The 22,115-nt window shown below is 64.7% G+C and carries 27 protein-coding genes; 12 read left to right on the top strand and 15 right to left on the bottom strand.

Annotated features, from left to right (window positions below; translation table 11 throughout):
- The first annotated feature begins 142 nt into the window (after positions 1-142).
- From OKW29_RS18400 to OKW29_RS18390, 3 genes are all read left to right on the top strand, one after another.
- Entirely contained in the window at positions 143-562 is a 420-nt protein-coding gene (locus tag OKW29_RS18400; RefSeq protein WP_429292020.1) for an organic hydroperoxide resistance protein, read from the top strand.
- Positions 563-748: 186 nt separating this feature from the next.
- Positions 749-1,819: an FAD-binding domain-containing protein gene (locus OKW29_RS18395; protein ID WP_429292019.1), complete on the top strand. Its 1,071-nt coding sequence runs from the start codon at positions 749-751 to the stop codon at positions 1,817-1,819.
- A 57-nt stretch (positions 1,820-1,876) separates the two neighbouring features.
- Positions 1,877-2,335: a TspO/MBR family protein gene (locus OKW29_RS18390; RefSeq protein WP_429292018.1), complete on the top strand. Its 459-nt coding sequence runs from the start codon at positions 1,877-1,879 to the stop codon at positions 2,333-2,335.
- A gap of 156 nt (positions 2,336-2,491) precedes the next feature.
- Here OKW29_RS18390 and OKW29_RS18385 read toward each other — a convergent pair whose 3' ends face one another.
- Together OKW29_RS18385 and OKW29_RS18380 are read right to left on the bottom strand one after the other, a co-directional pair.
- On the bottom strand, positions 2,492-2,671 hold the full coding sequence (locus OKW29_RS18385; protein ID WP_090808381.1) for a DUF3563 family protein: 180 nt from the start codon (positions 2,669-2,671) through the stop codon (positions 2,492-2,494).
- Between the two features lie 110 nt (positions 2,672-2,781).
- Positions 2,782-3,960 (bottom strand): extracellular catalytic domain type 1 short-chain-length polyhydroxyalkanoate depolymerase, encoded by a 1,179-nt coding sequence (locus OKW29_RS18380; RefSeq protein WP_429292017.1) that lies wholly within the window; start codon positions 3,958-3,960, stop codon positions 2,782-2,784.
- Positions 3,961-4,318: 358 nt separating this feature from the next.
- Here OKW29_RS18380 and OKW29_RS18375 point away from each other — a divergent pair, with 358 nt between their 5' ends.
- The 4 genes from OKW29_RS18375 to OKW29_RS18360 all read left to right on the top strand — a co-directional run bounded on the left by OKW29_RS18375 (position 4,319) and on the right by OKW29_RS18360 (position 7,393).
- A complete protein-coding gene (locus OKW29_RS18375) occupies positions 4,319-5,020 on the top strand; it encodes a phosphatase PAP2 family protein (protein ID WP_429292016.1) in 702 nt (233 codons plus the stop codon).
- 190 nt (positions 5,021-5,210) lie between these two features.
- Entirely contained in the window at positions 5,211-5,984 is a 774-nt protein-coding gene (modA, locus tag OKW29_RS18370; RefSeq protein ID WP_429292015.1) for a molybdate ABC transporter substrate-binding protein, read from the top strand.
- Positions 5,985-6,006: 22 nt separating this feature from the next.
- Positions 6,007-6,681 carry a molybdate ABC transporter permease subunit gene (modB, locus tag OKW29_RS18365; RefSeq protein WP_090808372.1) on the top strand — a complete coding sequence of 225 codons (675 nt, stop codon included), beginning with the start codon at positions 6,007-6,009 and terminating at the stop codon, positions 6,679-6,681.
- A 1-nt stretch (position 6,682) separates the two neighbouring features.
- Positions 6,683-7,393 (top strand): sulfate/molybdate ABC transporter ATP-binding protein, encoded by a 711-nt coding sequence (locus OKW29_RS18360; protein WP_429292014.1) that lies wholly within the window; start codon positions 6,683-6,685, stop codon positions 7,391-7,393.
- A gap of 37 nt (positions 7,394-7,430) precedes the next feature.
- On the opposite strand, the gene OKW29_RS18355 is transcribed toward OKW29_RS18360, so the two are convergent.
- Both OKW29_RS18355 and OKW29_RS18350 read right to left on the bottom strand, forming a co-directional pair.
- Positions 7,431-8,276, bottom strand: a complete 846-nt coding sequence (locus OKW29_RS18355; RefSeq protein WP_429292013.1) for a TOBE domain-containing protein — start codon at positions 8,274-8,276, stop codon at positions 7,431-7,433.
- 85 nt (positions 8,277-8,361) lie between these two features.
- Entirely contained in the window at positions 8,362-9,066 is a 705-nt protein-coding gene (locus OKW29_RS18350) for an SDR family NAD(P)-dependent oxidoreductase (RefSeq protein ID WP_429292012.1), read from the bottom strand.
- 144 nt (positions 9,067-9,210) lie between these two features.
- On the opposite strand from OKW29_RS18350, the gene OKW29_RS18345 reads away from it, so the two are divergent.
- Entirely contained in the window at positions 9,211-9,459 is a 249-nt protein-coding gene (locus OKW29_RS18345) for a hypothetical protein (RefSeq protein WP_429292011.1), read from the top strand.
- A 59-nt stretch (positions 9,460-9,518) separates the two neighbouring features.
- On the opposite strand, the gene arsH is transcribed toward OKW29_RS18345, so the two are convergent.
- The 6 genes from arsH to OKW29_RS18315 form a co-directional block, all read right to left on the bottom strand.
- Complete coding sequence (arsH, locus tag OKW29_RS18340; RefSeq protein WP_429292010.1) at positions 9,519-10,280, bottom strand: arsenical resistance protein ArsH; 762 nt, start codon at positions 10,278-10,280, stop codon at positions 9,519-9,521.
- Positions 10,277-11,374, bottom strand: coding sequence for an ACR3 family arsenite efflux transporter (arsB, locus tag OKW29_RS18335; RefSeq protein ID WP_429292009.1), 1,098 nt, complete (start codon positions 11,372-11,374; stop codon positions 10,277-10,279). Before arsB ends, arsH begins: the two co-directional genes overlap by 4 nt.
- Complete coding sequence (locus OKW29_RS18330) at positions 11,361-11,882, bottom strand: arsenate reductase ArsC (RefSeq protein WP_429292008.1); 522 nt, start codon at positions 11,880-11,882, stop codon at positions 11,361-11,363. Before OKW29_RS18330 ends, arsB begins: the two co-directional genes overlap by 14 nt.
- On the bottom strand, positions 11,879-12,349 hold the full coding sequence (locus tag OKW29_RS18325; protein WP_429292007.1) for an ArsI/CadI family heavy metal resistance metalloenzyme: 471 nt from the start codon (positions 12,347-12,349) through the stop codon (positions 11,879-11,881). The genes OKW29_RS18330 and OKW29_RS18325 overlap by 4 nt, the downstream gene beginning before the upstream one ends.
- Positions 12,346-12,678 carry an ArsR/SmtB family transcription factor gene (locus OKW29_RS18320; RefSeq protein ID WP_429292006.1) on the bottom strand — a complete coding sequence of 111 codons (333 nt, stop codon included), beginning with the start codon at positions 12,676-12,678 and terminating at the stop codon, positions 12,346-12,348. The genes OKW29_RS18325 and OKW29_RS18320 overlap by 4 nt, the downstream gene beginning before the upstream one ends.
- Before the next feature lie 91 nt (positions 12,679-12,769).
- Positions 12,770-13,162 (bottom strand): tautomerase family protein, encoded by a 393-nt coding sequence (locus OKW29_RS18315; protein ID WP_429292005.1) that lies wholly within the window; start codon positions 13,160-13,162, stop codon positions 12,770-12,772.
- A gap of 99 nt (positions 13,163-13,261) precedes the next feature.
- On the opposite strand from OKW29_RS18315, the gene OKW29_RS18310 reads away from it, so the two are divergent.
- Positions 13,262-14,113 carry a LysR family transcriptional regulator gene (locus OKW29_RS18310; protein WP_429292004.1) on the top strand — a complete coding sequence of 284 codons (852 nt, stop codon included), beginning with the start codon at positions 13,262-13,264 and terminating at the stop codon, positions 14,111-14,113.
- A gap of 44 nt (positions 14,114-14,157) precedes the next feature.
- Here OKW29_RS18310 and OKW29_RS18305 read toward each other — a convergent pair whose 3' ends face one another.
- Positions 14,158-14,832 carry a hypothetical protein gene (locus tag OKW29_RS18305; RefSeq protein WP_429292003.1) on the bottom strand — a complete coding sequence of 225 codons (675 nt, stop codon included), beginning with the start codon at positions 14,830-14,832 and terminating at the stop codon, positions 14,158-14,160.
- 187 nt (positions 14,833-15,019) lie between these two features.
- Here OKW29_RS18305 and OKW29_RS18300 point away from each other — a divergent pair, with 187 nt between their 5' ends.
- Both OKW29_RS18300 and OKW29_RS18295 read left to right on the top strand, forming a co-directional pair.
- Positions 15,020-15,382, top strand: a complete 363-nt coding sequence (locus OKW29_RS18300; protein ID WP_018424156.1) for an MbcA/ParS/Xre antitoxin family protein — start codon at positions 15,020-15,022, stop codon at positions 15,380-15,382.
- The gene (locus OKW29_RS18295) at positions 15,379-16,080 is read left to right on the top strand and encodes an RES family NAD+ phosphorylase (protein ID WP_184036080.1); all 702 of its coding nucleotides are present in this window, start codon (positions 15,379-15,381) and stop codon (positions 16,078-16,080) included. Before OKW29_RS18300 ends, OKW29_RS18295 begins: the two co-directional genes overlap by 4 nt.
- 37 nt (positions 16,081-16,117) lie before the next feature.
- On the opposite strand, the gene OKW29_RS18290 is transcribed toward OKW29_RS18295, so the two are convergent.
- The 4 genes from OKW29_RS18290 to OKW29_RS18275 form a co-directional block, all read right to left on the bottom strand.
- The gene (locus tag OKW29_RS18290) at positions 16,118-16,855 is read right to left on the bottom strand and encodes a metallophosphoesterase (RefSeq protein ID WP_260336613.1); all 738 of its coding nucleotides are present in this window, start codon (positions 16,853-16,855) and stop codon (positions 16,118-16,120) included.
- A gap of 188 nt (positions 16,856-17,043) precedes the next feature.
- On the bottom strand, positions 17,044-18,474 hold the full coding sequence (locus tag OKW29_RS18285; RefSeq protein WP_429292002.1) for a cytochrome c: 1,431 nt from the start codon (positions 18,472-18,474) through the stop codon (positions 17,044-17,046).
- A 20-nt stretch (positions 18,475-18,494) separates the two neighbouring features.
- Positions 18,495-20,096 (bottom strand): GMC family oxidoreductase, encoded by a 1,602-nt coding sequence (locus tag OKW29_RS18280; RefSeq protein WP_429292001.1) that lies wholly within the window; start codon positions 20,094-20,096, stop codon positions 18,495-18,497.
- A 109-nt stretch (positions 20,097-20,205) separates the two neighbouring features.
- Entirely contained in the window at positions 20,206-20,832 is a 627-nt protein-coding gene (locus OKW29_RS18275; protein WP_187612186.1) for a sugar dehydrogenase complex small subunit, read from the bottom strand.
- A 336-nt stretch (positions 20,833-21,168) separates the two neighbouring features.
- Between OKW29_RS18275 and OKW29_RS18270 the strand changes: the two genes are divergently transcribed.
- Complete coding sequence (locus OKW29_RS18270) at positions 21,169-21,831, top strand: DUF1345 domain-containing protein (RefSeq protein ID WP_187617543.1); 663 nt, start codon at positions 21,169-21,171, stop codon at positions 21,829-21,831.
- Positions 21,832-22,115: the final 284 nt, after the last annotated feature.

The raw sequence follows: 22,115 nt of genomic DNA, 5'->3' as shown, positions 1-22,115 counted from the left end.
GTTCCATCGCAAAATTAATTTGCACACAAATGATTTGTGTACTATCTTGGTCACCTGCCGCTTCGCTAGCGCTTCGCCAGACCGGCGAACCGGCAGCCAGCGGCAAACAAGCCAACCCTGACCCCAGACTAGGAACTGCACCATGAACATCCTCTACAAGGCAAGCGCAACGAGCACCGGCGGCCGCGACGGCCGCGCCGTATCGTCGGACGATGCATTGAACGTGAAGCTGGCGGCACCGCGTGAACTCGGCGGAAATGGCGCAGCAGGCACGAATCCCGAACAGCTGTTTGCAGCCGGCTACTCGGCCTGTTTCCTGAGCGCCATGAAGTTTGTCGCCGGCCAGCGCAAACAGGCCCTGCCGGCCGACGCGCAGGTTTCCGCCGACGTCGGCATCGGTCCGAACGACAAGGGCGGCTTCGCGCTCGACATCGACCTGCGTATCACTCTGCCGGGTCTGGCTGCGGACGCTGCCAGGGAACTGGTGGATGCAGCGCACCAGGTCTGCCCGTACTCGAACGCTACGCGTAACAACGTCGCGGTTCGTCTGCACGTCGCTTGAGGTCAGGTCGGCCGTTGCGCCGATCGGCAATGCTCAAGAAGAACCGCTCACGGCGCATTACCCGGTGCCGTCGCGAGCAGCGCCCGCACCCTGCACAATAGGGCCGGGCGCTGATTGTTTTCGCGCGCGCGGCACGCATCCTGCGTAGCCGGTCCTCGACCACCTTCAGCCCGACCGCCTCTCCCGATGACACGCGCCCGCCGCCTGCACGACAGCTTCGACTCCGGCCTCGTCTGGTTCCGCCGCGATCTGTGCAGCACCGATCATGCCGCGCTGTACTACGAGCCCAAGCATTGCGAGCGTATCTGGTGCGTGTTCGTATTCGACACGACGATCCTGCAGCCGATTGTCGATGCCTGGCAGACGCGCCACCCAGGCGAGCCGGTGCAGGATCGCCACACTCGACCAGCTCGGCTTCGCGCCTGGCAACCTGACGGACTTGCAACTGGCCGCCGGCATGAGCGGCGCCCAACAGCTGCTCGACGATTTCCTCACGCGCATCGACAGCTACGCGGAACGGCGCGATTTCCCCGCTGCGAAAAGCCGTGCTATCTGTCGGTGCATCTGCGCTTCGGCACGGTGTCGATCCGCACATTGGCGCGGCTCGCGTACGAGATGTCGCTGCAACCCGACGGCAAAGGCGCCGCGACATGGCTGTCGGGACTGATCTGGTGGGATTTTTACTTCATGGTCCTCGCGCACCACCCGCGCCTCGCGAAAAGCGCGCCGTTCAAGCCGGAATACGAGCAGTTGCACCAGGAAAAAGGCCGCTCGGCCGACGCAGCGTTCGCCGCCTGGTGCGACGGCCGCACCGGCTATCCGCTCGTCGATGCCGCGATGCTGCAGTTGAACCAGACCGGCTATATGCACAACCGTCTGCGGATGGTCACGGCAAGCTTCCTCGCGAAAGATCTCGGCATCGACTGGCGGCTCGGCGAGCGATACTTCGCCGATTTGCTGAACGACTTCGATTGCTCGGCGAACAACGGCGGCTGGCAGTGGGCCGCCTCGACCGGCTATGGCGCGCAACCTTACGCCCGTATTTTCAATCCGGTCGGGCGATCCGAAAAATTCGACCCCGACGGCGCTTTATCAAACGATATCTACCGAAGCTCGGAACTTGCCGGCAAAATGGATTCACGCGCGGTGGCTGGCCGGCGCGGAGCGGCTCGCGGAATTCGGTGCATGGTACTGGGCGGGAATTATCCCGAACGGATCGTCGACCAGGCACAGGCCCGCGAGCGCACACTGGCCTGATACGGAAAGTGAGTGCCTGCTCACATTATTGAATAAGAAGGTCTGAAGGGGGCGAAGATGCGCCGTCTGCCGTCGCTGCTCGTGTTTTTGATCCTGACGCTGGCGGCCGGCTGGGCCGCGAGTCTGTCTCTGCCGGACGCGTGGTACACGGGCCTGCAAAAGCCTGTGTTCAATCCGCCGAACTGGGTTTTCCCACCGGTCTGGACCGTACTTTACGTGCTGATGGCGTTTTCCGCGTGGCGCGTGTGGAAGCGCGACGGCCTGACCGCGGCGGTCGTACTGTGGGTCGTGCAGCTGGTGTTCAACGCCGCGTGGATGTGGCTGTTTTTCGGCCTGCATCGGCCGGAGACGGCGCTGATCGACATCCTGATTCTGCTGCTACTGATCGTGATGCTGACGTATGTGTTCTGGCGGCGCGATCGCCTCGCGGGCATTCTGCTCGTGCCGTATGTCGTGTGGGTCGCGTACGCCGCGCTTTTGAACTACGCGTTGTGGCAGCTGAATCCGGCTGCTTGAGTGGAGTCTGTCAAGCGGGCGCGAAGGCCGCACGATGAGTAAAGGGGAGTGCGCGATACGGGCAATGGCCTTGATGGCGAACCCCAAACACCAGCGCCTCACCACGCGCCGATGTTCCGATTGCTGACGGCCTGATGCCGGTTACAGGCAGTCGGCTTAGCCGTAGTGCTGGCTCATCCACGACGGACGCGCGTTCGTCTCTTGATCGAGCTTGCGCATGCGGAATTCGAGATCGTAGAGATCGGTCGCTTCAGCGAGATAGGCGTCAGCGCGCTCCTTCGCGAGCTGGTCCGGCGACTTGGTCAGAAACAGGAACAGGCGGCTGATCAGATACATGGTTCACCTCGGCAGTGATAGCTAGGCGTTTACGCCTAAGGGATAACCCGCATTATAGGGGAAAACCCTGATTACATGCCACTGCTCATTTTCGAGGTGTTGCTCGGACGTCACCGCCCGACCGACGATGCCGCCAATCCTTCCTCGATGCGGCCCGCGTCCGTACGACGCTGATGCCGGAAAAACTCCCACAGCATGGCGCTCGCGTCCGGGCCCTTGGACGAATGGAAGGGCAGCGCATCGTCGCCGCCGGCCCATGCGTGACCCAGCCCCTGCACACGACAAACCCGCACCACGCGCCGCCCGCCGCGCAGATAATCGCGCATCACGACGCCATTTTTGCGGTCCTCGCGTGTCTCGCCGGCTTTGCGCGCGCCGTTTGCGTCAATGAGGCGGTTCAGACGCAGGAACTGTGTCGCCAACTGGTCCGCGTTGACCGGCGCCACCACATGGTCGGCATCGCCGTGGACGATCAATGCCGGCATGCCCGGGTATTGCGCGACGTTCGTGGTTTCGTCGACGAGTTCCGCCGGCTCGCGACGCGCGCCGCGCCGCATCACGTCCATCGCGGTAATGCCGGAGCGCGCCTCGCCGAAAGCGGGGCCGGAATGCAGCGCGACCGCGGCGAAATGCCCGGGGTACTTGACGGCCAATAGCGCGGTCAGCCCCGCGCCCGCCGAAATCCCCGCCACGTAGACACGCGCGCGGTCAAAGCCGTGGTGCTCGACCAGCGAATCCACCAGCGACACGACCGCGCGCGCTTCCGCGCCGCCCGCGTTGTCGCCGGCATCGTACCAATGCCAGCAGCGGTGCGAGTGCGCGTGCTTCGATTGCTCCGGATACACGACCGCGAAGCCGTAGCGGTCGGCGAGCAGGTTCATGCGCGTACCCTCGGCGAATTCGTCGATCGACTGCGTGCAGCCATGCAGCATCACGACCAGCGGCATCGCCTCATGCGCGTGCCCGGACGGGATATAGAGCCCGTACTGCAGGTGATTGACCAGCCGGCCCGGCGCGGCCGGCGCGGAGTGGAACGAGCGCGTCCACGCGCCGCTCGCCCACGCGGCCGCGCGTGGACGCACGCGCGACTCGCGCGGCGCTTCGCGTTTCATCGGCGTGCGTAGCGCGGCAGCCGGCTTCAGTGGATGAGCCTTGCTCGACGGTTTGGTGGTGGCGGCGCGAACCGGTCGCGCCTGCGCTCGCTTGGCGGTTTTTTGCGCGTGTTCGGTTTGGATCGCGAGCAGGCGCTTGAAACCACGCAGCCAGATTTTCGACAGGCTTTTTGCCATCGGCGATAACCTCGCAAAAGGGACAAAGGCGGACCCCAAAACTGCGGATCAGATGAAGTTGTGCAATGCACAATAACATCATTTTTCCTGCGGTGCTGAACACAGCGCCGCTCTTCGTGCCCCATTTCGATCGTCGCGAACCTTGCCGGAGCCCTGTCGTCAAACCACATCGATAGCCGTTCGGCAGCCCACATTCGGCGTGCAAAAGCGCTGTGCGCCGCAAGACTGTCGCGCGACACCCGACTATACTGGCGGTTGATCTCCCGACGTGTCGATCCGGGCCGCATCGGCGTTTCGTGCCGGCCGCGCGCCGATTTCCACCAACCCGATTTCACGCGACCCGCGTCGCGCTCCCGCCATGCCCGATTTACCGATCCACCTGTGGTATTCGATCACCAGCCTCGGCGGCGCCGGCTTGACGCTGCCGCTCGCGCTCGCCATCGCGCTGTGGTTGGCGGTCGGCTACTCGTGGCGGCTCGCGGCCTGCTGGCTCGCGCTGCTCGGTACGGCGATCGGCGTCGTGACCTTGACCAAGCTCGCCTTCCTCGGCTGGGGCGTCGGCGTGCGCGAGCTCGATTTCACCGGCGTCAGCGGTCACTCCATGCTGTCCACGGCCGTCTATCCGGTCGCGCTGTTTTTGATGCTATTGCCCGCGCGCCGCGCCGTCCGGCTGCTCGGCGTGCTCGGGGGGCTTGCCGCCGGCCTGGCGGTGGGCTTGTCGCGCGTCGCGCTGAGCGCGCATTCGCCGTCCGAAGCCGTGACTGGCTGCCTCGTCGGCGCGCTCACCGCGCTCGTGTTCGTGCGCATCGCGTGGAATGCGGAGCCGGGCCGGCTGTCGGCGCTCCCGGTCACCGTCAGCCTGATGGTGCTGGCAATCCTGATGCACGGCGTGCACGTGCCCACGCAGCGCTGGGTCACGCATATCGCATTGAAGGTGTCCGGCCACGACCGGCCGTTCATTCGCGCGAAATGGCTGTCCCCACGCGACATTCGACCGTCGGCCGCGCCGCTGTCGCAAACACGCAATACGCTCCAGCCGATGCGCGCGTCGGACATCTGAGCACGCTGCGCCGGCCCTTCCGCCGCGTTTTCAAGCTTCCTTTTACAGTTTCGTAGCACTTCCCTCGCTTCACGCCATACGTGAAGCGCTGCGCCGAATCGACCGTTTCGCCCACCGCTATAACCGCGCATATATTACGATAGCGTTTTTAAGCTACTGCTTCCCGTTCACGTCCGACTCCAGGTCCTTCATGACACTCTCTTGCCCTCTGAAGCAGTACGCGTTGTGCGTCGCAGCCGCCGTCGCCGTCGTGGTCAGCGTCAATGCCCACGCCGATGAACTGGTGGTCTCGGCCGCCGCCAGCCTGACCAATGCGTTCAAGGCGGTCGGCGACGCGTTCGAGCAACAGCATCCGGGCACCAAGGTTCTGTTGAACTTCGGCGCGTCCGACGTGCTGATGCAACAAATCGTCAAAGGCGCGCCCGCCGACGTATTCGCGTCCGCGGATCAGAAGGCAATGGACAAGGCCGCCGCCGAAAAGGTGATCGTGCCGTCGACGCGGCGCGACTTCGCCGCCAACTCGCTGGTGCTGATCGTGCCAGCCGACAGTCATTTCGCGCCCGCCAACCTCAATGCGCTGACGACCGCGAACGTCAAGCGAGTCGCGTTCGGCGATCCGGCCTCGGTGCCGGTTGGCCGCTACACGCAGGGCGCGCTTCAGGCCGCCGGCGTGTGGGACGCGGTCAGCGCGAAGGCGGTGCTCGCGTCGAACGTGCGTCAGAGCCTTGATTACGTCGCGCGCGGCGAAGTCGACGCCGGCTTCGTGTTCGGCACCGATGCCGCGATCATGCCCGACAAGGTCAAGGTCGCGCTGAACCTGCCGACGCAAACGCCGATCGGCTATCCAATCGCGCAGGTCGAAGGCAGCCATTACGCGGCCGACGCGCAAGCCTTCATCGACTTCGTGCTGTCGCCGGCCGGCCAGGCGGTGCTCGCGAAGTACGGCTTCAAGCCGGCGCATTGATTCACGGGGAGAGCACACGCTCATGCAACAGGCCTGGGTTCCGCTGCTGCTATCGCTGAAGGTCGCAGGCTGGGCCACCGCGCTCACTCTCGTGCTCGGCGTCGCGGCCGCGCTCGGCCTGTCGCGCTGGCGCTCCGGCGCGCGCGACGTGATCGATTCGCTGCTGATGCTGCCGCTCGTGCTGCCGCCCACCGTGCTCGGCTATTACCTGCTCGTGCTGCTCGGCCGACGCGGCGTGATCGGCGCGTGGCTCGACCGCTTCGACATCCAGCTCGTCTTCACGTGGCAGGGCGCGGTGATCGCGTCGACGGTGGTCGCGTTTCCGCTCGTGCTGAAGTCCGCGCGCGCCGCCTTTGAAGGCGTCGATCCGCAGTTGGAGCGCGCGGCGCGCACGCTCGGCGTCAGCGAAGCCGCGGTGTTTTTCCGCGTGACGCTGCCGCTCGCCGCGCGCGGGATCCTCGCGGGCGGCCTGCTCGCGTTCGCGCGCGCGCTCGGCGAATTCGGCGCGACGCTGATGATCGCGGGCAATCTGCCAGGCCGCACGCAGACACTGTCGGTCGCGGTCTATTCGGCGGTGCAGGCCGGCGACGACAGCACCGCCAACTTCCTCGTGCTCGTGACATCGGTCGCGTGCGTGACGATCCTGCTGCTCGCGGGGCGTCTCGTGCCGCAGCACACGCTTCTGAGAGCCCGCTGACATGCCGCTCAACGTCGCCATCCGCAAGACCTTCGAGACCGCCGAGCGGCGCTTCACGCTCGACGTCGCGTTCAGCGCGAGCTCGCAGCGGCTCGTGCTGTTCGGGCCGTCGGGCGCGGGCAAGAGCCTGACCTTGCAGGCGATCGCCGGCTTGCTGCGTCCCGATGAAGGGACCATCACGCTGCACGGCACCACCTTGTTCGATAGCGCGGTCGGCATCGATCAGAAGCCGCAGGCGCGCAAGATCGCGTATCTGTTTCAGGACTACGCGCTGTTTCCGCATCTGAATGTGCGGCAGAACATCGGCTTCGGGCTGCACCGGGGCTGGCTCAATCCGCGTGCGCGCGGCGCGCATGCGCAGGTCGATTACTGGCTCGATGCGCTCGAATTGAGGGGCTTGGCGGGCAATCACCCGGCGCAGCTGTCCGGCGGGCAGAAGCAGCGTGTGGCGCTCGCGCGCGCGCTGGTTTCGCAGCCGCGCCTGCTGTTGCTCGACGAGCCGTTTTCCGCACTGGATAGTGAGTTGCGCCAGCGCATGCGACGCGAGCTATCGGACCTGCAAACGCGGCTCGATATTCCGATGGTGCTGATCACGCACGATCCGGACGACGTCGCCGCATTCGGCGATCAGGTCGTGCGGGTCAGCGACGGCCGCGTGCGCGAGGATCATCCGTTCGCAGGATATGCGCGCAGCGAGGCGTCACCTCGTTGAGCGGGTGGCATTGCGCCTTGGTTACGCCCCGGCAACCTCAATCCTTCACGCCAAGTATCACGCTCGACGCCTTGAACACCGCGACCGCGCTCGCGCCTTCCTGCAAACCGAGCATGTCGACGCTGCCATTGGTGACGACCGCCGTGACCACCGCGCCGCCTTCGAGCCCGAGCGACACTTCCGTGTTCACCGCGCCGCGCTTCACGCTGTGCACGGTGCCAGACAACTGATTACGCGCCGACAGGTTCAACGGCGCATCGCGATCGCCATCACCCGGTACGAGCAAAACGACCCACGACGCCTTGATCAGCGCAAACGCCGCCACGCCGACCGCGAGCCCGAGGGCTTCGGTGCTCTCGTGCGTGAGCACGGCGACGATCGTGTGGCCGCCGGGCAGCGCGAGCGACACTTCGTCGTTGACGGTGCCGCGTTCGATCGCCGACACCGTGCCGTAGAACTGATTGCGCGCGCTCGTCTTCACGCCGATGCGGCCGATCAGGTCCCAGTCCGTCGCGAAGCCCTCGCCAATCGCCGCGCCCGCGCGTTCGAGAAAGCGTCGATGCTCGCGCTCGACCGCGCGAAACGTCTCGATCAGCTTCACCGCGCGCGGCGTCAGCGTCGTGCCGCCGCCGCCCTTGCCGCCGGTCAGACGCACGACGAGCGGCTCGCCGGCGAGGTTGTTCATCGTGTCGATGGCATCCCACGCGCCTTTGTAGCTGATGCCGACCGCCTTCGCCGCGCTCGTGATCGAGCCGGTCTCGCCAATCGCCGCAAGCAGCGCGATGCGGGCCGCGCCGCCGAGCGTCTGCGTGCCCGCCTGAAACCAGACGGAGCCGCCGACTTCGAGGGCATCGCGGGGAGGATCGGGGCGGTCGATGGTCATGGCAGAGAGTGGTTGAGGGTACGTGGTAGGGCGGCGAATCATTATAGCGACGCGCTCTTCCGCCGCTGGCCCCTACGCTTGCCGCTCACCATGGCACGACTCTGCCGAGGTAGTCGAGGTAATGCAAACCGGCACGGCCCTCGTAAGCGTCGATCGTGCTGACCAGGTTCGGGATGCTTTCGTCGATGCTCAGACGCGCGTCCGGCCCGCCCATATCGGTTCGCACCCAGCCGGGCGCCATCAGCAGCAGGGTTCTGGTATCGCTTCGATGACGCGCGGCAAAGCTTCGCATGAACATGTTGAGCGCGGCCTTGCTGCCGCGATAGACCTCGTAGTTGCCATTCTCGTTGTTGGCGACGCTGCCCTGCCCCGACGACATCACGCCGATCGTGCCAGTCGGCCGAACGAGATCCTGCAAGGCCTCGACGACCCGCATCGGACTCAACGCGTTCGTCACCATCACGCGCACGAATTCGTCGGTCGATACATCCGCGATCGTTTCACTATCGTCGTTCTTGACGCCGGCGTTGACGAACAGCAGGTCGATCGGACGTCCTTCGAGGCGGCCCCGCAACGCGGCGACCTGTTCGGGCATCGTGATGTCGACCGTTTCGACTTCGAGTGCGTTATGTGACGCCGTCGCAAGCTGTAGGAGCCTGGTCGTGGAATTTTGCCTGCCGGTCGCGATGACTCGCCAGCCGCGCTTCAGATACTCCTCGACCATCGCGAAGCCGAGGCCGCGCGAGGCGCCGATCAGAAGCACGGTTTTTTGCTGGTTTGCGGGTTGCATGGAGCGTTTCCTGTCGATGGACTCTGGTTAAAGCCGGTCCAGGAAATATAGTCTCGCGTGATACAGCGCGGAAGATGCAATGCTTGCACTTACCGACCGTGAATCGTCGACAATGAGCAAGCGCCCGAACCAGGAGACCGCGCGATGTCACCCTCTCGTGAATACTGGTTCCCAGCCAAACGCTATGGCTGGGGTTGGGGCCTTCCCCTGCGCTGGCAAGGATGGCTGACGCTGCTCGCGTATTTCGTGTTGCTCGGGGTGGTCGTTTTCCGGTTTCAACCCGCGGGTCATCCGCTCACGTTCGCCTTGCTGGTCGCGCTATTAACCGTGGCTCTCGTGGTCGTGTGCTGGCTGAAGGGCGAGCCGCCGCGCTGGCGGTGGGGTAAGGACTAGCAAGTCCGCTCAGCCACGCCAGCACCCACGTCTCTAGCCGGGTTTGCAGGTGGTCGGGTTCATTCGGTTTCGCTGTCGTCGGTGTCGGCATTGGAGTTGATTTCGTGTCGCATCGCCGAGCCTGCAAGTACGCTTGCTTGCAGGGGCGCGGCCTCCTTGCGCTCGCTGTACCGATCGGTCAGATAGTCCGAACGGTCCCGCACGAGCAGCGTGAACTTGATCAGTTCTTCCATCACGTCGACCACGCGATCATAGTAGGACGAGGACTTCATACGGCCATCGGAATCGAATTCCTGGTATGCCTTCGCGACCGACGACTGATTGGGGATGGTCACCATCCGCATCCAGCGGCCAAGCACGCGCAGCGCGTTTACCGCATTGAACGATTGCGAGCCTCCGCACACCTGCATCACAGCCAGCGTGCGCCCTTGGGTCGGCCGTATTCCCGCGCTTTCGAGCGGCAGCCAGTCGATCTGATTCTTGAATACGGCCGTGAGATTGCCGTGGCGTTCCGGGCTGCACCAAACCTGCCCCTCCGACCACTCGGACAGCTTGCGCAGTTCGACGACCTTCGGATGATCTGCCGGGACGCTATCGGCGAGCGGCAGGCCGTGCGGGTCGAATACCCGCGTTTGCGCTCCGAAATGACGGAGGATGCGCTCGGCTTCGAGCGTCAGCAGCCGGCTATACGACGTTGCTCGCAGCGACCCATAAAGCAGCAGGATGCGTGGCGGATGCGTTGAAGTGGTCACGGGTGCCAGCTTGTCCACGTCCGGTATATCGAGGTGAATAGGGCTGACGTTCGGCAGATCACTCATCACGATCCGTTTCTCCCCAAGTTGGGCGCGGCGTTCCGCTGCCCTGATTCGTACCATGCTTGCGAACGGTTCACGACCCCCACGACGAGCAGCATCACGGGGACCTCGATCAGAACCCCAACCACCGTCGCCAGTGCGGCACCCGAATGAAAACCGAACAGGCTGATGGCCGTGGCCACGGCGAGTTCGAAGAAGTTGCTTGCGCCAATCAGACTCGACGGGCCAGCGACGCAATGTGCGACGCCCAGCTGGCGGTTGAGCAGGTAGGCCAGTCCCGAGTTCAGAAACACCTGAATGAGGATTGGCACCGCGAGCATCGCGATCACCAGCGGCTGCTCAACGATCTGCTGACCCTGAAACGCAAACAGCAGGACCAGCGTCACGAGCAAGGCGCAGATGGACCAGGGACCGAGACGGGCAACGACGCTACGGAAATGCTCTTCGCCCTTTCGAAGAAAGCGTTGGCGCAGCAGTTGCGCGAGGATGACCGGGATCACTATGTAAAGGCCAACCGAAGCGATCAGTGTGTCCCAAGGCACTGTAATCGCGGACAGCCCGAGCAGTAACGCGACGAGTGGCGCGAACGCCACGACCATGATCGAGTCGTTCAGCGCGACCTGCGACAGAGTGAAATACGGGTCGCCCTTGCACAGCTGCGACCACACGAAGACCATTGCCGTGCACGGCGCGGCGGCGAGCAGGATGAGACCTGCGAGGTAGCTGTCGAGTTGCTCGACGGGCAGCCACGGCCTGAACACGTGACGAATGAACACCCAGCCCAACACGGCCATCGAGAACGGTTTGACGAGCCAGTTGACCGCGAGCGTCACGCCGATGCCGCGCCATTGGCTGCCGACCTGCTTCATCGCCGAGAAGTCGATCTTGATGAGCATCGGGATGATCATCACCCAGATCAGCACGCCGACGGGCAGGTTGACGTGCGCGACTTCCATGCGCCCGAGCGCCTGAAATGCGCCCGGCAACAACTGGCCGAGTATCACGCCTGCCACGATGCACAGCGCGACCCACACCGTCAGATAGCGCTCGAAGAAGCCGATAGCCGGGCGCGTTGCTGCACGAGCCTCAGCGCGACTCATTGGTTTCCTCTGCCGGACGCTCGCCAATGGCACGCATTTCGCGCTGGATTGCGTCGTGGTTGAGCGCGTGCAGCGGCAGGTTCACGAACTGGCTCACGCGATTCACGATCTGTCGATAGACCTTGTCGAAAACTTTGCGCTTCTCGTCGTCGGTTCCCTGCCAGGCTGCGGGATCTTCAAAGCCCCAGTGCGCGCTGATCGGCTTGCCGGGCCAGATCGGGCAGACCTCGCCCGCGGCCTGATCGCATACGGTAATGACGAAGTCCATCTGCGGCGCGTCGGGCGTTGCGAACTCGTCCCAGCTCTTACTGCGCATCTTCGCGGTGTCGTAGCCCAGTGCCGCGCATTTCTCGATCGCGAACGGATTGACTGCGCCGGATGGATGGCTGCCCGCGCTGTACGCGCGAAACTGTCCTTTGCCGAGCACGTTGAACAGCGCCTCGGCCATAATGCTGCGTGCGCTGTTGCCGGTGCAGAGAATCAGTACGGAATACGGTTTGCCGCTCACGTGCGGCTCCGAAATGAAATGCTTGCCTGGGACGGAGTGCAGCAGGCTGCCGCGGATTCGTTTGCTGCCAATGCCTCCTGGGTATGAGATTGCCCATAGATGGGAGCCGATTCGAGGGTCAGAAAGGTTTCCCAAGCCACGCCTTGCGGATCGACGGTCCACGCCTTGTCCGACTTCGCGTAACAGCATGTCGTGCCGCTCTGGTGCCGCACGGGAACTTCAGCGGCGGCGAAGCGCGCGTTCATCTCTGCCAGTTCCTCATCGGTTTCGACCTGGATGCCAATGTGATCGACGCCAGGTTTCGCCCCGCGTTGCGAGATCGCGAAGTTCACGACGGGGTCGCTCAACTCCCACTTGCAGTAATCGCTCTTGATGACCGTCGGCTCGACGTTGCCAAACATCGCGCTGTAGAAGCGGATGCTGTCGGCAAGATTGTCCACAGCCACGTGAATGTGCATGCGTTTCATGTTTCGTCTCGGCAGCAGTTGGAAAGGTCGCTCGCAGCGCACGATGCACCGGAGCAGCAGTTCTCTGTGAGGAAGCCGATCAGCGACGTCATCGCGTCGAAGTTTGCGGTGTAGATGACGAAGCGCCCTTCCTGTCGCGGACTCGCCAGTCCGGCGTGTGTCAGGTCTTTCAGGTGGAATGAAAGGCCGGAAGGCGAAATGCCTAACTGCTGCGCTATTTCGCCAGCCGCCATGCCTTCGGGGCCGGCAACGACGAGCTGGCGAAAGATCGCGAGACGGGATTCGTGAGCGAGCGCGCCGAGCGCGCGTACGGCATTGATCGTGTCCATAAAGACACTATATCCACTTCACCGTTATATTTCAATATTTGTTGAAATGTCGCAATTTGGTCGGTGGTTCGCTCTTCGATGACGCATGGCGCTAGTCGGGACGGCTTGCGTACTGCGCAATCCCATTCCCAAACGACCAGTTCTCCTTCTCGACCTCGACGAGATTGATGAACACATCCTCGGGCCGCACGCCCGGCGACTTCCCGAGTTCATTGACGATGCGCCGGTACAGCGCCTTCTTCTGCTCGACCGAGCGCGTGTTGCTGACGGTCAGCTGGATCACGACGAGATCGTCGCCGCGGTCGATATTCTGGTACTGCCGGTCATAGATCATGTTGTCGGCCGTGTGCTCGGTGATCAGCATGAACATGTCGTCCTTCGGCACGTTGAACGTGTCCACCAGCGAGCGCTGGATGCCGGCGCTCAGCGCCTGGCGGTACTCGGCCGGCTTGCCGGCGCGCAGTGAGATCCGGGTGAGCGGCATGATGGGCTCCTTGTTTGCGGTGTTGGGTTGAACACAGCTTAGGCGCGCTCGGTCATAATAAACAGATATCCCTGTCTATTTCATCCATTTCCATCCGAAATGAAAGTCCTCGATCTCGATGCGGTGCGCGCCTTCGTGCTGGTCGCCGATCTGCGCAGCTTCACGCGCGCCGCGGACGCGCTCGACACCACGCAATCGGCCGTCAGCCTGAAGCTGAAGCGACTGGAGGCGCACCTGGGCAAGCAGTTGCTGGAGCGCACGCCGCGCATCGTGCGTCTGTCCGCCGACGGCCACGCGTTTCTCGGCGCCGCGCGCGAGTTGCTGAACGCGCACGAGCGCGCGCTCGGCGCGCTGTCGGTGGAGCGGCGGCGGCTCGTGCTCGGGCTCAGCGAGCACGTTGCGGGCTCCGATCTCCCGCACCTGCTCGGCCGGCTCAACGCACATGATCCGGGCCTCGTGGTCGAGTTGCATATGGGCACATCGGCGGCGTTGCTCCCGCAGTTCGACGAACGCCGGCTCGATGCGGCGATCGTCCGCTACGGCGCCGACGAACCGCCGCGCGATGACGCGCAGACGCTATTCAGTGAACCGCTCGGTTGGCTCGCGACGCCGACATGGCTGCCGCGAGTCGGTGAGCCGCTAGCGCTCGCGCTATTGAGCCCGCCGTGCAACGTGCGTGACGTCGCGTTGCGCACGCTGACGGCGGCGGGGATCGCCTGGCAGGAGGTGTTTGTGGGTGGTGGCGTCGCGGCGGTGGGCGCGGCTGTGGCCGCTGGTCTCGCCGTGTCGCCGCTCGCGCGTCGGGTTGCGCCGCGCGGTCTGATCGACGTCGGCGCGCGGCTCAGCCTGCCGGCGCTGCCGGAATCGCGTGTGACGCTGCATTCGCGCGTGCGCGAGGCCCGCTCGGCGGAAACGCTGCGGCTGCTTGCAAACGGCCTCGCCGCGGCGTGACGCCAAGACCGATGCCACACCGCGCCGCGCCGCTCGAAGCAGCCTTAGTGGATGATCGGCGGCAGCGAACCGCTGCTGGCGGTCGCCGGATTGGGCACGGAGCCCATCGGCGCGATGTCGCTAACGTTTGCGGACGCGTCCGGCGAAGTCCGCACGGGCGGTTTGATCAGATTCGCGCGGGAAATCGCTGGCTTCGCCGCGACCTTGTCCACATGCGGACGCGCGGTGTGAGCCGCCGCGAAATCGGCGTGCACGACCTTGCCCTGAGCCGGCTTCGCGTGCGCCAGTTGCACATGTGGCTGCGCGTGCTTCGCGGTCTGCGCGGTCACGGTGGCGTGCGACCGGTTCGGGCCCGACGCCGCGACTTTCGTACCGCCTTTCACGTTCCCGCCCGCCACGAGATGTTTCTCGCCGTTCCCATACGCCGCGAGTTTGCCGCCGTGGGCCGCGCCGGCCGACGCGACATGGGTTGCCGCGTGCCGGGCGCTCGCCGTCTGCCGCGCATGCGCACCAGCTTTGGTCTTGATTCCGCCCTTGGCGCCCGCCTTCACTTTCACCGCCTCGGGTTTCTTCCGCGCGTGCGCCTGCCGGGTCACGTGTCCGCTCGCGATATGCCCGCTCGCCTCCGGCGGATTCCACACTTCCGCATAACCGGCAGCCAACGCCACCTCCGACACACACCACGCGGCCAGCGCCGCTGCTACTGCTCGAACCCGCATCTGCTGCTTCTCCTGATCGACGACTGCCAAAACGAGTCGGGACCATATTCTCTTGCAAAAATCCACTTTTGGACTAATATTCTTAAAAAGTACACATAGGGACTTACCCGCAATGGCTCACGCTGCCCGAATTTCCTCGCCCGAGGCATCGCCGCGACGATCGCTTTCGGAACCCACGCTGACGCAGATGTCCGCGGCCGGTCTGCGTGCGTTCTTCAACATCGCGCGCGACTGGGACCTGAGCGCCGACGAGCAGATCGTGCTGCTCGGCAAGCCGGGCCGCTCGACGTTCTTCAAGTGGAGGGCGACGCCCGAGACCGCGCGCCTCAGCCACGACACGCTGGAGCGACTGTCGCTGCTGCTCGGCATCTACAAGGCGCTGCAGATTCTGCTGCCGCAGCCGAGCGCCGCCGACACCTGGGTCAAACGTCCCAACAGCGCGCCGCCGTTCGGCGGCAAACGCGCGCTGGACCGCATGCTGGCGGGCAACATCAGCGATCTCGTAGCCGTGCGCCAGTATCTCGACGCAATGCGAGGCGGCTGGGCGTGACACAACCGCAATGGCAGGACCGCTGGACCAGCGCCGCGCTCGACTGGTCGCCCGCGTATCGCGTGATTCCGACGCGCTTTCCGGCCATCAACCTGTTCGATCGGGTCGCATCGCCGGAGGATTTCGACGCGCTGTACGCGCTCGAAGCGATGACCAACGACCGGCTGCGCACCGAAATCGGCGAACTCGATCTGGTGCCGCGCGAGGAGCGCCGTTTCGGGCCCGGCTACGGGCCGATCATGGCCGCGCTCACGCATCTGAATCCGCTCGGCAGCCGCTTTTCCGACGGCACCTACGGCGTGTTCTATTGCGCGCGTTCACGCGCGACGGCGATCGCGGAAACACGCTATCACACGGGTCAGTTTCTCCAGGCGACCGCCGAGCCGCCGATGCGTCAACAGATGCGTCTCTACACGGTAGTCGCACAAGGCAGCGTGGTCGACTTGCGTCGCGACCCCGAGTTCGATCCCGCCGTGCTGTCGCCCGACGACTACCTTCCCGGACAGGCGCTCGGGCGCGCGGTACGCGCGTCGGGCGCGCCGGGCATCGTGTATCCGTCGGTGCGCGACAGCGCTGGCGAATGCCTCGCGGCATTCCGCACGATGCTGCTGCGCGACTGCCATCACGCGGCATACCTCGAATACAACTGGAACGGCAGGAGCGTCGATATGGTGTTCGAGTTGAATCAGGTCGGGTGACAGAAGAGCGGTGAAGCAGCGCGGGGACTTCAGCCGTTCAAGGCAAGGCCAATTCCGCCGCCCCTTCCGCGCGCGCGGCCTCGACCGAGATCGACCAACGACGCAACGCCTGCGGCTGCACGATCGTCAACGTGCCGTCCGGCCCGAACGCGCCCGTATCGATGAACACTTGCGAGCCGATCTGCGTGATGTCGCGCACCGGCGTATGGCCGCAATAAGTCAGCGACAGCCCGCGCTGCCGCAGCGGATCGCCGTTGCCCAGCGCGAGCTCGCGACCCCACAGCAATTGCTGGCGCGTTTCGGCCGAATAATTGCCCGCGTCGAGCTCGGCGTCGGAGCCGAAAAATTCAGCGTGCAGAACGTTGAAGCGCGCCTTGCCGCTGCCGATCACGCGCACGAGCGGCAGCGTGCGCAGATGCTCGGCGTAATAGCGCAGGCGCTCGTCGGGCACGTCGACCGCCCACGCGCCGCCGATGCCGTACCACCACTGCCGCCGCAAGCGGCCGTCGGCGACCGCGCACAGCGCGTCCTCGTGATTGCCGAGCACCGCATGGAACCACGGCTTCGCGAGCAGCGCGAGCGCCTGCTCCGAGTGCTCGCCCCGATCGACCAGATCGCCGACCGAAAACAGCCGGTCGCACGTCGGATCGAACGCGATCTGACGCAGCAGGTAGCGCAAAGCGTCGACGCAGCCGTGCAGATCGCCGACCACGAAATCGCGGCCGGCCTCGTTGGCGTCGTGATGCTGAACGAAGTTGGCGGGGATGGAATTCATCCCACCATGATAATGCGGCCGACGCGCACGCGTATGCGGGGTGCCTATCGTATTCGCACGCTTCATCGATCAAGAAAGACATCGAACGACGCAAAAATGACGCTGAAACGCCACATTTGCGGTATGCGTTACCGGAAATGCACGTTTGCGCGAGTCACTCCTGGCGCGCGCCCGAGTCGTCCCGCGCGCTATTGCAGCGTGCGCAGCTTCGCCACCTGGTCGGCCGCGATCGTCGCCTGCGGATTGCCGAACTGTTTCGTCACGTAGTTGGTGATCGCCGCGATCTGCTCGTCGTCGAGATGGCCGCCGAACCCGGGCATCAGCACGTCCGCGTGCGCGGTCGTGCGATTCACGCCGTGCAGGATGACCAACGCGAGATTGTTCGCGTCGTTCGCGCCGACCGTCGAGTTGTGGATCAGCGACGGATACGCGCCCGGCGCGCTCGCGCCCACGCCCTGCCCGGTCCAGCCATGACAGGTCGCGCAATTGGCGACGAACAGCTGCGCGCCGTTCACGCCGGTGATCGCGGTGCCGCGCATGGCGGTGACGTCGCTGGCCGGCTTGCCCCATTGATGACGGGGACGCGCCTCGCCGCCGCTCACCGCCGGCACCGAGCGCAAGAACACGACGATCGAGCGCAGATCCACCGGCGTCAGGTACTGCGTGCTGTTCGCGACCACTTCGCCCATCGGGCCGGCCGCGTTTGCGCGGCTCGGCGCCGCGCCAGTCGACAGATACGACTTGAGTTCGTCGTCGCGCCAGTCGCCGACGCCGCTCAGCTTGTCCGGCGTGATATTGAACGCATGCCAGCCGGCCTGCACCGCACCGGAGAAACGCGCGCTCGACTTCAGCCCCTGCATGAAATTGCGCGGTGTATGGCATTCCTCGCAATGCGCGAGCCCTTCGACCAGATACGCGCCTCGGTTCCATTCGGGGCTCTGTTTCGGGTCCGGCACGAAGCGCCCCTCGGTGAAGTTGAACAGGTTCCAGAACACCATTAGCCAGCGCTGATTGAACGGGAACTTGAGGCTGTTCGAGGGCGGCGTGTAGTGAATCGGCGCGAGCGTGTTCAGATACGCGCGAATCGCGAGCACGTCCTGTTCGGTCACGCGTGTGTAGGCGGTGTATGGGAACGCCGGATAGAGCCGCTCGCCGCCTTTGCCGATGCCTTCGTGCATCGCGCGCATGAAATCGGCGTCGCTCCATTGGCCGATGCCGGTGTCGGGATCGGGCGTGATGTTCGGCGTCACGATCGTGCCGAACGGTGTGCTGATCGGCAGGCCGCCCGCGAATGGGCGCGACTTGTCCGCCGTATGGCAGGCCGCGCAATCGGCAGCACGGGTCAGGTATTGGCCCCGCTTCACGAGTTCGCCATTCGCGGCCTTGCCGGCGAGCATGGCCAGGCCGCCGACCGAAGCCTGCGCCGCGTCGTCGGCGCGCGCCTGGGTGATCGGCATTTCGTCGGTCGAGTCTGCGTCCGGGCCGTGCGACTCGTGCCACGCCATCGACAGCGCAAACAGCGAAAACGCCGCCGCGAGCGCCGCGCCGCCGAAGCGGCGGCGCTGGTTGACGTGCATCAGCACAGAGTCCGGCTGCGCGCGACAGGTTTTCTTCGTCATTGTGGCTCTCCGGTCGGCGCTCAGATTTCGCGCTTCAGCTTGTCGCCCAGTTTCAGCGACAGTGCAGCGATCGTCAGCGTGCAGTTCACCGACGCGGCGGTGGGCATCACGCCGCTACTCGCGATGAACAGGTTCGAATGATCGTGCGTGCGGCAGTCCGCGTCGACGACCGAACTCGCCGCATCGCTGCCCATGATCGTCGTGCCCATGATGTGATTGTTGGGCGCGAAGCTGTCGTCGAACGAGACCTCGGTGCCGCCGACTAGCGTCGCGATCTGCGCATACAGTTCGTGCGTATTGGCGGCGCTCTTCTTCACGTAGTCGTTGATCGAGTAGTAGATCTCGGGCTGAGGAATCCCGAGCGCGTCCTTGTGATCTGTCGACGGCACGATGCGGTTCTGCGGCTCCGGCAGATGTTCGTGAAAGCTGTTGATGTTCAGCGTGCGCGCCGCGCGGTCGCGAATCTGCCGGTCGAGCTCGGCGCCGGTCAGGCCTTTTTTCAGCAGGTCGGCGGTGACGGCCATCGTCGGCACGCCGTTCGACAAATGCAGCTTCTTCGCCGCGTAATCGGAGCGGAACGCGCCGTCGCGGAAGTTGACGATCGAGGTCATCTCCATCGGGCCACGGCCGGGCCACAGCGGTTCGTTGGCGAGAAACGTGACGCCGGTGCCGGGATGGTCCATCAGGTTGCGGCCCACCTGATCGGAGCTGTTGCCGAGGCCGTGCGGGAATTTGTCGGAGGTCGACATCAACATCAGCTTCGGCGTTTCGATGCCGTTCGCCGCGAGCACGAACAGCTTGCCGGTGACGCGTGTGCTATTGCCGTTCGGGTCCTTGTAGTGGACCGCGGTGATGAGCCCTTTGTCGTCCGCTTCGATGCGATACACGACCGCTTCGGGAATCAGCTTCGCGCCGGCCTGCTCGGCCTTCTCCGCGTGAATCACGCCGTTGTACATCGCGGCGATCGGGCAGATCGGCATGCAGTTGTTGTTGCCGCAGCAGGTGGGCCGCGCATCGTACGGCCGGCTGTTGCGCGCGACCGGTTCGGGCACGACCTTGAAGCCCTGCGCGTTGAGCACGTCGCTGAACCGCTGATCCATGTACGACAGTGGCAGTTGCTGCATCGGATAGGGCTTCGAGCGCGGCGAACCGAGATCGATCGAACTATCGGGACCGGACACGCCGAGCTGCACTTCGGCGGCCAAGTACCACGGCTCGAGCGTTTCGTACGGATACGACCAGTCGCGCCCGACGCCATACAGCTTGCGCAACTGGAAGTCCGACGGCAGCAGCCGCCACGCGGCGGCCGCCCAGTGCCAGGTCGTGCCGCCGACGAGCCGCACGTATTGTGAGTTGTACGGATAATCGCCCTTCTGGATCAGGTAGTTGTTCGCGGGCGCGTACTCGGGATGCGGCGCGTAAGGCGTCGACGGATACGGCGTCGCGAAGTCGGACCTGGCCGGCGAGTTGCGGAAGTTCTCGACGATCTGCCAGCGCGGAATGCGCGGCCCCGCTTCGAGCAGGATCACCGACGCGCCCGCCAGCGCCAGCTGATGCGCAACCAGACTGCCGGCGACGCCGGAGCCGACCACGACGATATCGGCGGATTGTGTGTTTGCCATCGTTTCTCTCTTCGATGCCCTGCCTGTTGCGGGCTTTGTTCGTGCGACGCTTGCGGGTCCGGCGTGCTGGTTGCGCTGCTGGCGTGGCCCGCTCGCGGGCTCGCGCGGCTCACGCGGGCGTCGGCTTCTGCGTCCAGTAGAACGGCACGTCGCGGCAATAGGAGGGAATCGTGAGCACGTCTTGCACGGGCTCGAACATCAGCGCCTTTTCATACGCGATCACCTGGACGTGCGGCATGTCGCCGACGAGGCCCAGGTACCACGCGCGCATGATCGCGCCGACAGTTTTGGCGAGCGCGGGCTGGTCGGTCTGCAGCGCCTGCGTGACCGTATCGGACGGCACGCCGCCGTGGCCTTGCAGCCACGTGTTGAGCGCCGCGACGTTCTGCGCGAACTGGTTATCGGCACGCGACAGCGCATCGTAGACACGTTGGCCAAGCACGGTATCGAAACTGCTACGACCGGTGAGGTGTTGCGAAAGCGCGAGGAAGGCATCGAGTCCGCCCCCGGCTGGCCGCGTATCGGCGAAGGCGGGCGCGATCCACGACAGCGAACGGCTCGCGCCGGCGAACGCGAGCGCCGCGGCCGTCGCGCACGAGCCGAGCACCCAGGCCCTGCGCGAAGCGGAAAACGACGGCGGCAAGCCGGTGAACCGTGTTGCATTGCGATAAGACTTCGCTCCTTGCCGATGCGTCACGTGGGGATGCGCATCGTTATCCTCAGGAACATCTGTCATGGGGGCTCCAGATGATGAGTCGTTCTCGACGAGCAGCGCGGCGAGGGCATGATGCCGTTCGCCTGCCGCTTCGTTTGCTCTTCCCCAAACCTGGTCTTACGCCGCTTCAGCGGTCTCGTATCCGTGCGCGTGATTCACGCGCGCCGCATGTGCGGTGTTGCATGCATGATCGCAACGATTGCTGCCGTTATCTACCAATCGCCTTTCAACTGAAAGCGGCGCGCAAGGCCGCCGCGAAAGACTATAGCCTGTGACCCACCATTCGACAATCGGTCCGCGTTGCACGCGTAGAATCCGCGACACCGACTGCCCTACACTTCGTCGTTCATCGAATCCATGTCCATCAACTACTATCCCCAGCTTCTTCGCAATCGGCCCCGCACGGTGATCGGCCTCGTGATCGGGATCGTCGTCGCGTTCCTCGTGCCCGGTCATACGAGTCCGATCGCCCGCACACTGATCGGCTGGGACGCGGCCATCTGGAGCTACCTGCTGATGATCTGGGTGCATATGGCTCTTGCCGACGAGCACCGCGTGCGCGAATACGCGATGCGCGACGACGAAAACGCGGGCGTCGTACTGGTCGTCATCTGCGTCGCGACGATCGCGAGCATCGCCGCGATCGTGCTCGAACTCGCGTCGGCCAAGGGCGCGGGCGGCGCAACGACCGTCTGGCACTACCTGCTGACCGGTCTGACGCTGATCGGCGCATGGTTTCTGATTCCGACGATCTTCACGCTGCACTACGCGCGCCTCTACTACGACACGGACGCGCAAGAGACCGCGTTGAAGTTTCCCGATCACCATTTGCTGCCGAACTACTGGGACTTCCTGTACTACTCGTTCACGATCGCGGTCGCGTCGCAGACTTCCGATGTCGTGTTGCGCTCACGCGAAATTCGCCGCGCGACGCTCGCCCAATCGGTCCTGTCGTTCTACTTCAACGTCGCGGTGCTCGGCCTGTGCGTGAACATCGCGGCGGGGCTGCTGGGTTCGTGACAAGGCCCCTGCGCGGCGTTCGGATGAATTTCATGCGAGTGCCACGCGCGTGCCACATGGCTGCCACGTGAGCGGCACCCAGGCTTCACGCGTCCGCTTGAACCGCATTCCGTGCAACGCGGGCCGCCCGTGTAAAACCGGCCCCACACCGCCCCGTTTTACATGCCGGCCACCCGCGGCGTGCGTAACAATGCCCGCATTTTTGCGCGCGCTCCGTGCGCGCGCGCACCTTCGGCACCCGCCATCTCACCGTAACCTCCCCGTTTCCGCGCTAGCGCGGTGCC

The organism is Paraburkholderia sp. CI3 (assembly GCF_050436505.1).
Classification (GTDB): domain Bacteria; phylum Pseudomonadota; class Gammaproteobacteria; order Burkholderiales; family Burkholderiaceae; genus Paraburkholderia; species Paraburkholderia tuberum.
The sequence above is the reverse complement of the archived record's forward strand: the minus strand, read 5'-3'. Positions and strand labels throughout refer to the sequence as shown.

What these genes read in the sequence shown, in the direction of transcription:
- OKW29_RS18400 (WP_429292020.1), top strand. Translation starts at nt 143, where the DNA reads ATGAACATCCTCTACAAGGCAAGCGCAACGAGCACCGGCGGCCGCGAC.
- OKW29_RS18395 (WP_429292019.1), top strand. Translation starts at nt 749, where the DNA reads ATGACACGCGCCCGCCGCCTGCACGACAGCTTCGACTCCGGCCTCGTC.
- OKW29_RS18390 (WP_429292018.1), top strand. Translation starts at nt 1,877, where the DNA reads ATGCGCCGTCTGCCGTCGCTGCTCGTGTTTTTGATCCTGACGCTGGCG.
- OKW29_RS18385 (WP_090808381.1), bottom strand. Translation starts at nt 2,671, where the DNA reads ATGTATCTGATCAGCCGCCTGTTCCTGTTTCTGACCAAGTCGCCGGAC.
- OKW29_RS18380 (WP_429292017.1), bottom strand. Translation starts at nt 3,960, where the DNA reads ATGGCAAAAAGCCTGTCGAAAATCTGGCTGCGTGGTTTCAAGCGCCTG.
- OKW29_RS18375 (WP_429292016.1), top strand. Translation starts at nt 4,319, where the DNA reads ATGCCCGATTTACCGATCCACCTGTGGTATTCGATCACCAGCCTCGGC.
- modA (WP_429292015.1), top strand. Translation starts at nt 5,211, where the DNA reads ATGACACTCTCTTGCCCTCTGAAGCAGTACGCGTTGTGCGTCGCAGCC.
- modB (WP_090808372.1), top strand. Translation starts at nt 6,007, where the DNA reads ATGCAACAGGCCTGGGTTCCGCTGCTGCTATCGCTGAAGGTCGCAGGC.
- OKW29_RS18360 (WP_429292014.1), top strand. Translation starts at nt 6,683, where the DNA reads ATGCCGCTCAACGTCGCCATCCGCAAGACCTTCGAGACCGCCGAGCGG.
- OKW29_RS18355 (WP_429292013.1), bottom strand. Translation starts at nt 8,276, where the DNA reads ATGACCATCGACCGCCCCGATCCTCCCCGCGATGCCCTCGAAGTCGGC.
- OKW29_RS18350 (WP_429292012.1), bottom strand. Translation starts at nt 9,066, where the DNA reads ATGCAACCCGCAAACCAGCAAAAAACCGTGCTTCTGATCGGCGCCTCG.
- OKW29_RS18345 (WP_429292011.1), top strand. Translation starts at nt 9,211, where the DNA reads ATGTCACCCTCTCGTGAATACTGGTTCCCAGCCAAACGCTATGGCTGG.
- arsB (WP_429292009.1), bottom strand. Translation starts at nt 11,374, where the DNA reads ATGAGTCGCGCTGAGGCTCGTGCAGCAACGCGCCCGGCTATCGGCTTC.
- OKW29_RS18325 (WP_429292007.1), bottom strand. Translation starts at nt 12,349, where the DNA reads ATGAAACGCATGCACATTCACGTGGCTGTGGACAATCTTGCCGACAGC.
- OKW29_RS18320 (WP_429292006.1), bottom strand. Translation starts at nt 12,678, where the DNA reads ATGGACACGATCAATGCCGTACGCGCGCTCGGCGCGCTCGCTCACGAA.
- OKW29_RS18315 (WP_429292005.1), bottom strand. Translation starts at nt 13,162, where the DNA reads ATGCCGCTCACCCGGATCTCACTGCGCGCCGGCAAGCCGGCCGAGTAC.
- OKW29_RS18310 (WP_429292004.1), top strand. Translation starts at nt 13,262, where the DNA reads ATGAAAGTCCTCGATCTCGATGCGGTGCGCGCCTTCGTGCTGGTCGCC.
- OKW29_RS18305 (WP_429292003.1), bottom strand. Translation starts at nt 14,832, where the DNA reads ATGCGGGTTCGAGCAGTAGCAGCGGCGCTGGCCGCGTGGTGTGTGTCG.
- OKW29_RS18300 (WP_018424156.1), top strand. Translation starts at nt 15,020, where the DNA reads ATGTCCGCGGCCGGTCTGCGTGCGTTCTTCAACATCGCGCGCGACTGG.
- OKW29_RS18290 (WP_260336613.1), bottom strand. Translation starts at nt 16,855, where the DNA reads ATGAATTCCATCCCCGCCAACTTCGTTCAGCATCACGACGCCAACGAG.
- OKW29_RS18285 (WP_429292002.1), bottom strand. Translation starts at nt 18,474, where the DNA reads ATGACGAAGAAAACCTGTCGCGCGCAGCCGGACTCTGTGCTGATGCAC.
- OKW29_RS18280 (WP_429292001.1), bottom strand. Translation starts at nt 20,096, where the DNA reads ATGGCAAACACACAATCCGCCGATATCGTCGTGGTCGGCTCCGGCGTC.
- OKW29_RS18275 (WP_187612186.1), bottom strand. Translation starts at nt 20,832, where the DNA reads ATGACAGATGTTCCTGAGGATAACGATGCGCATCCCCACGTGACGCAT.
- OKW29_RS18270 (WP_187617543.1), top strand. Translation starts at nt 21,169, where the DNA reads ATGTCCATCAACTACTATCCCCAGCTTCTTCGCAATCGGCCCCGCACG.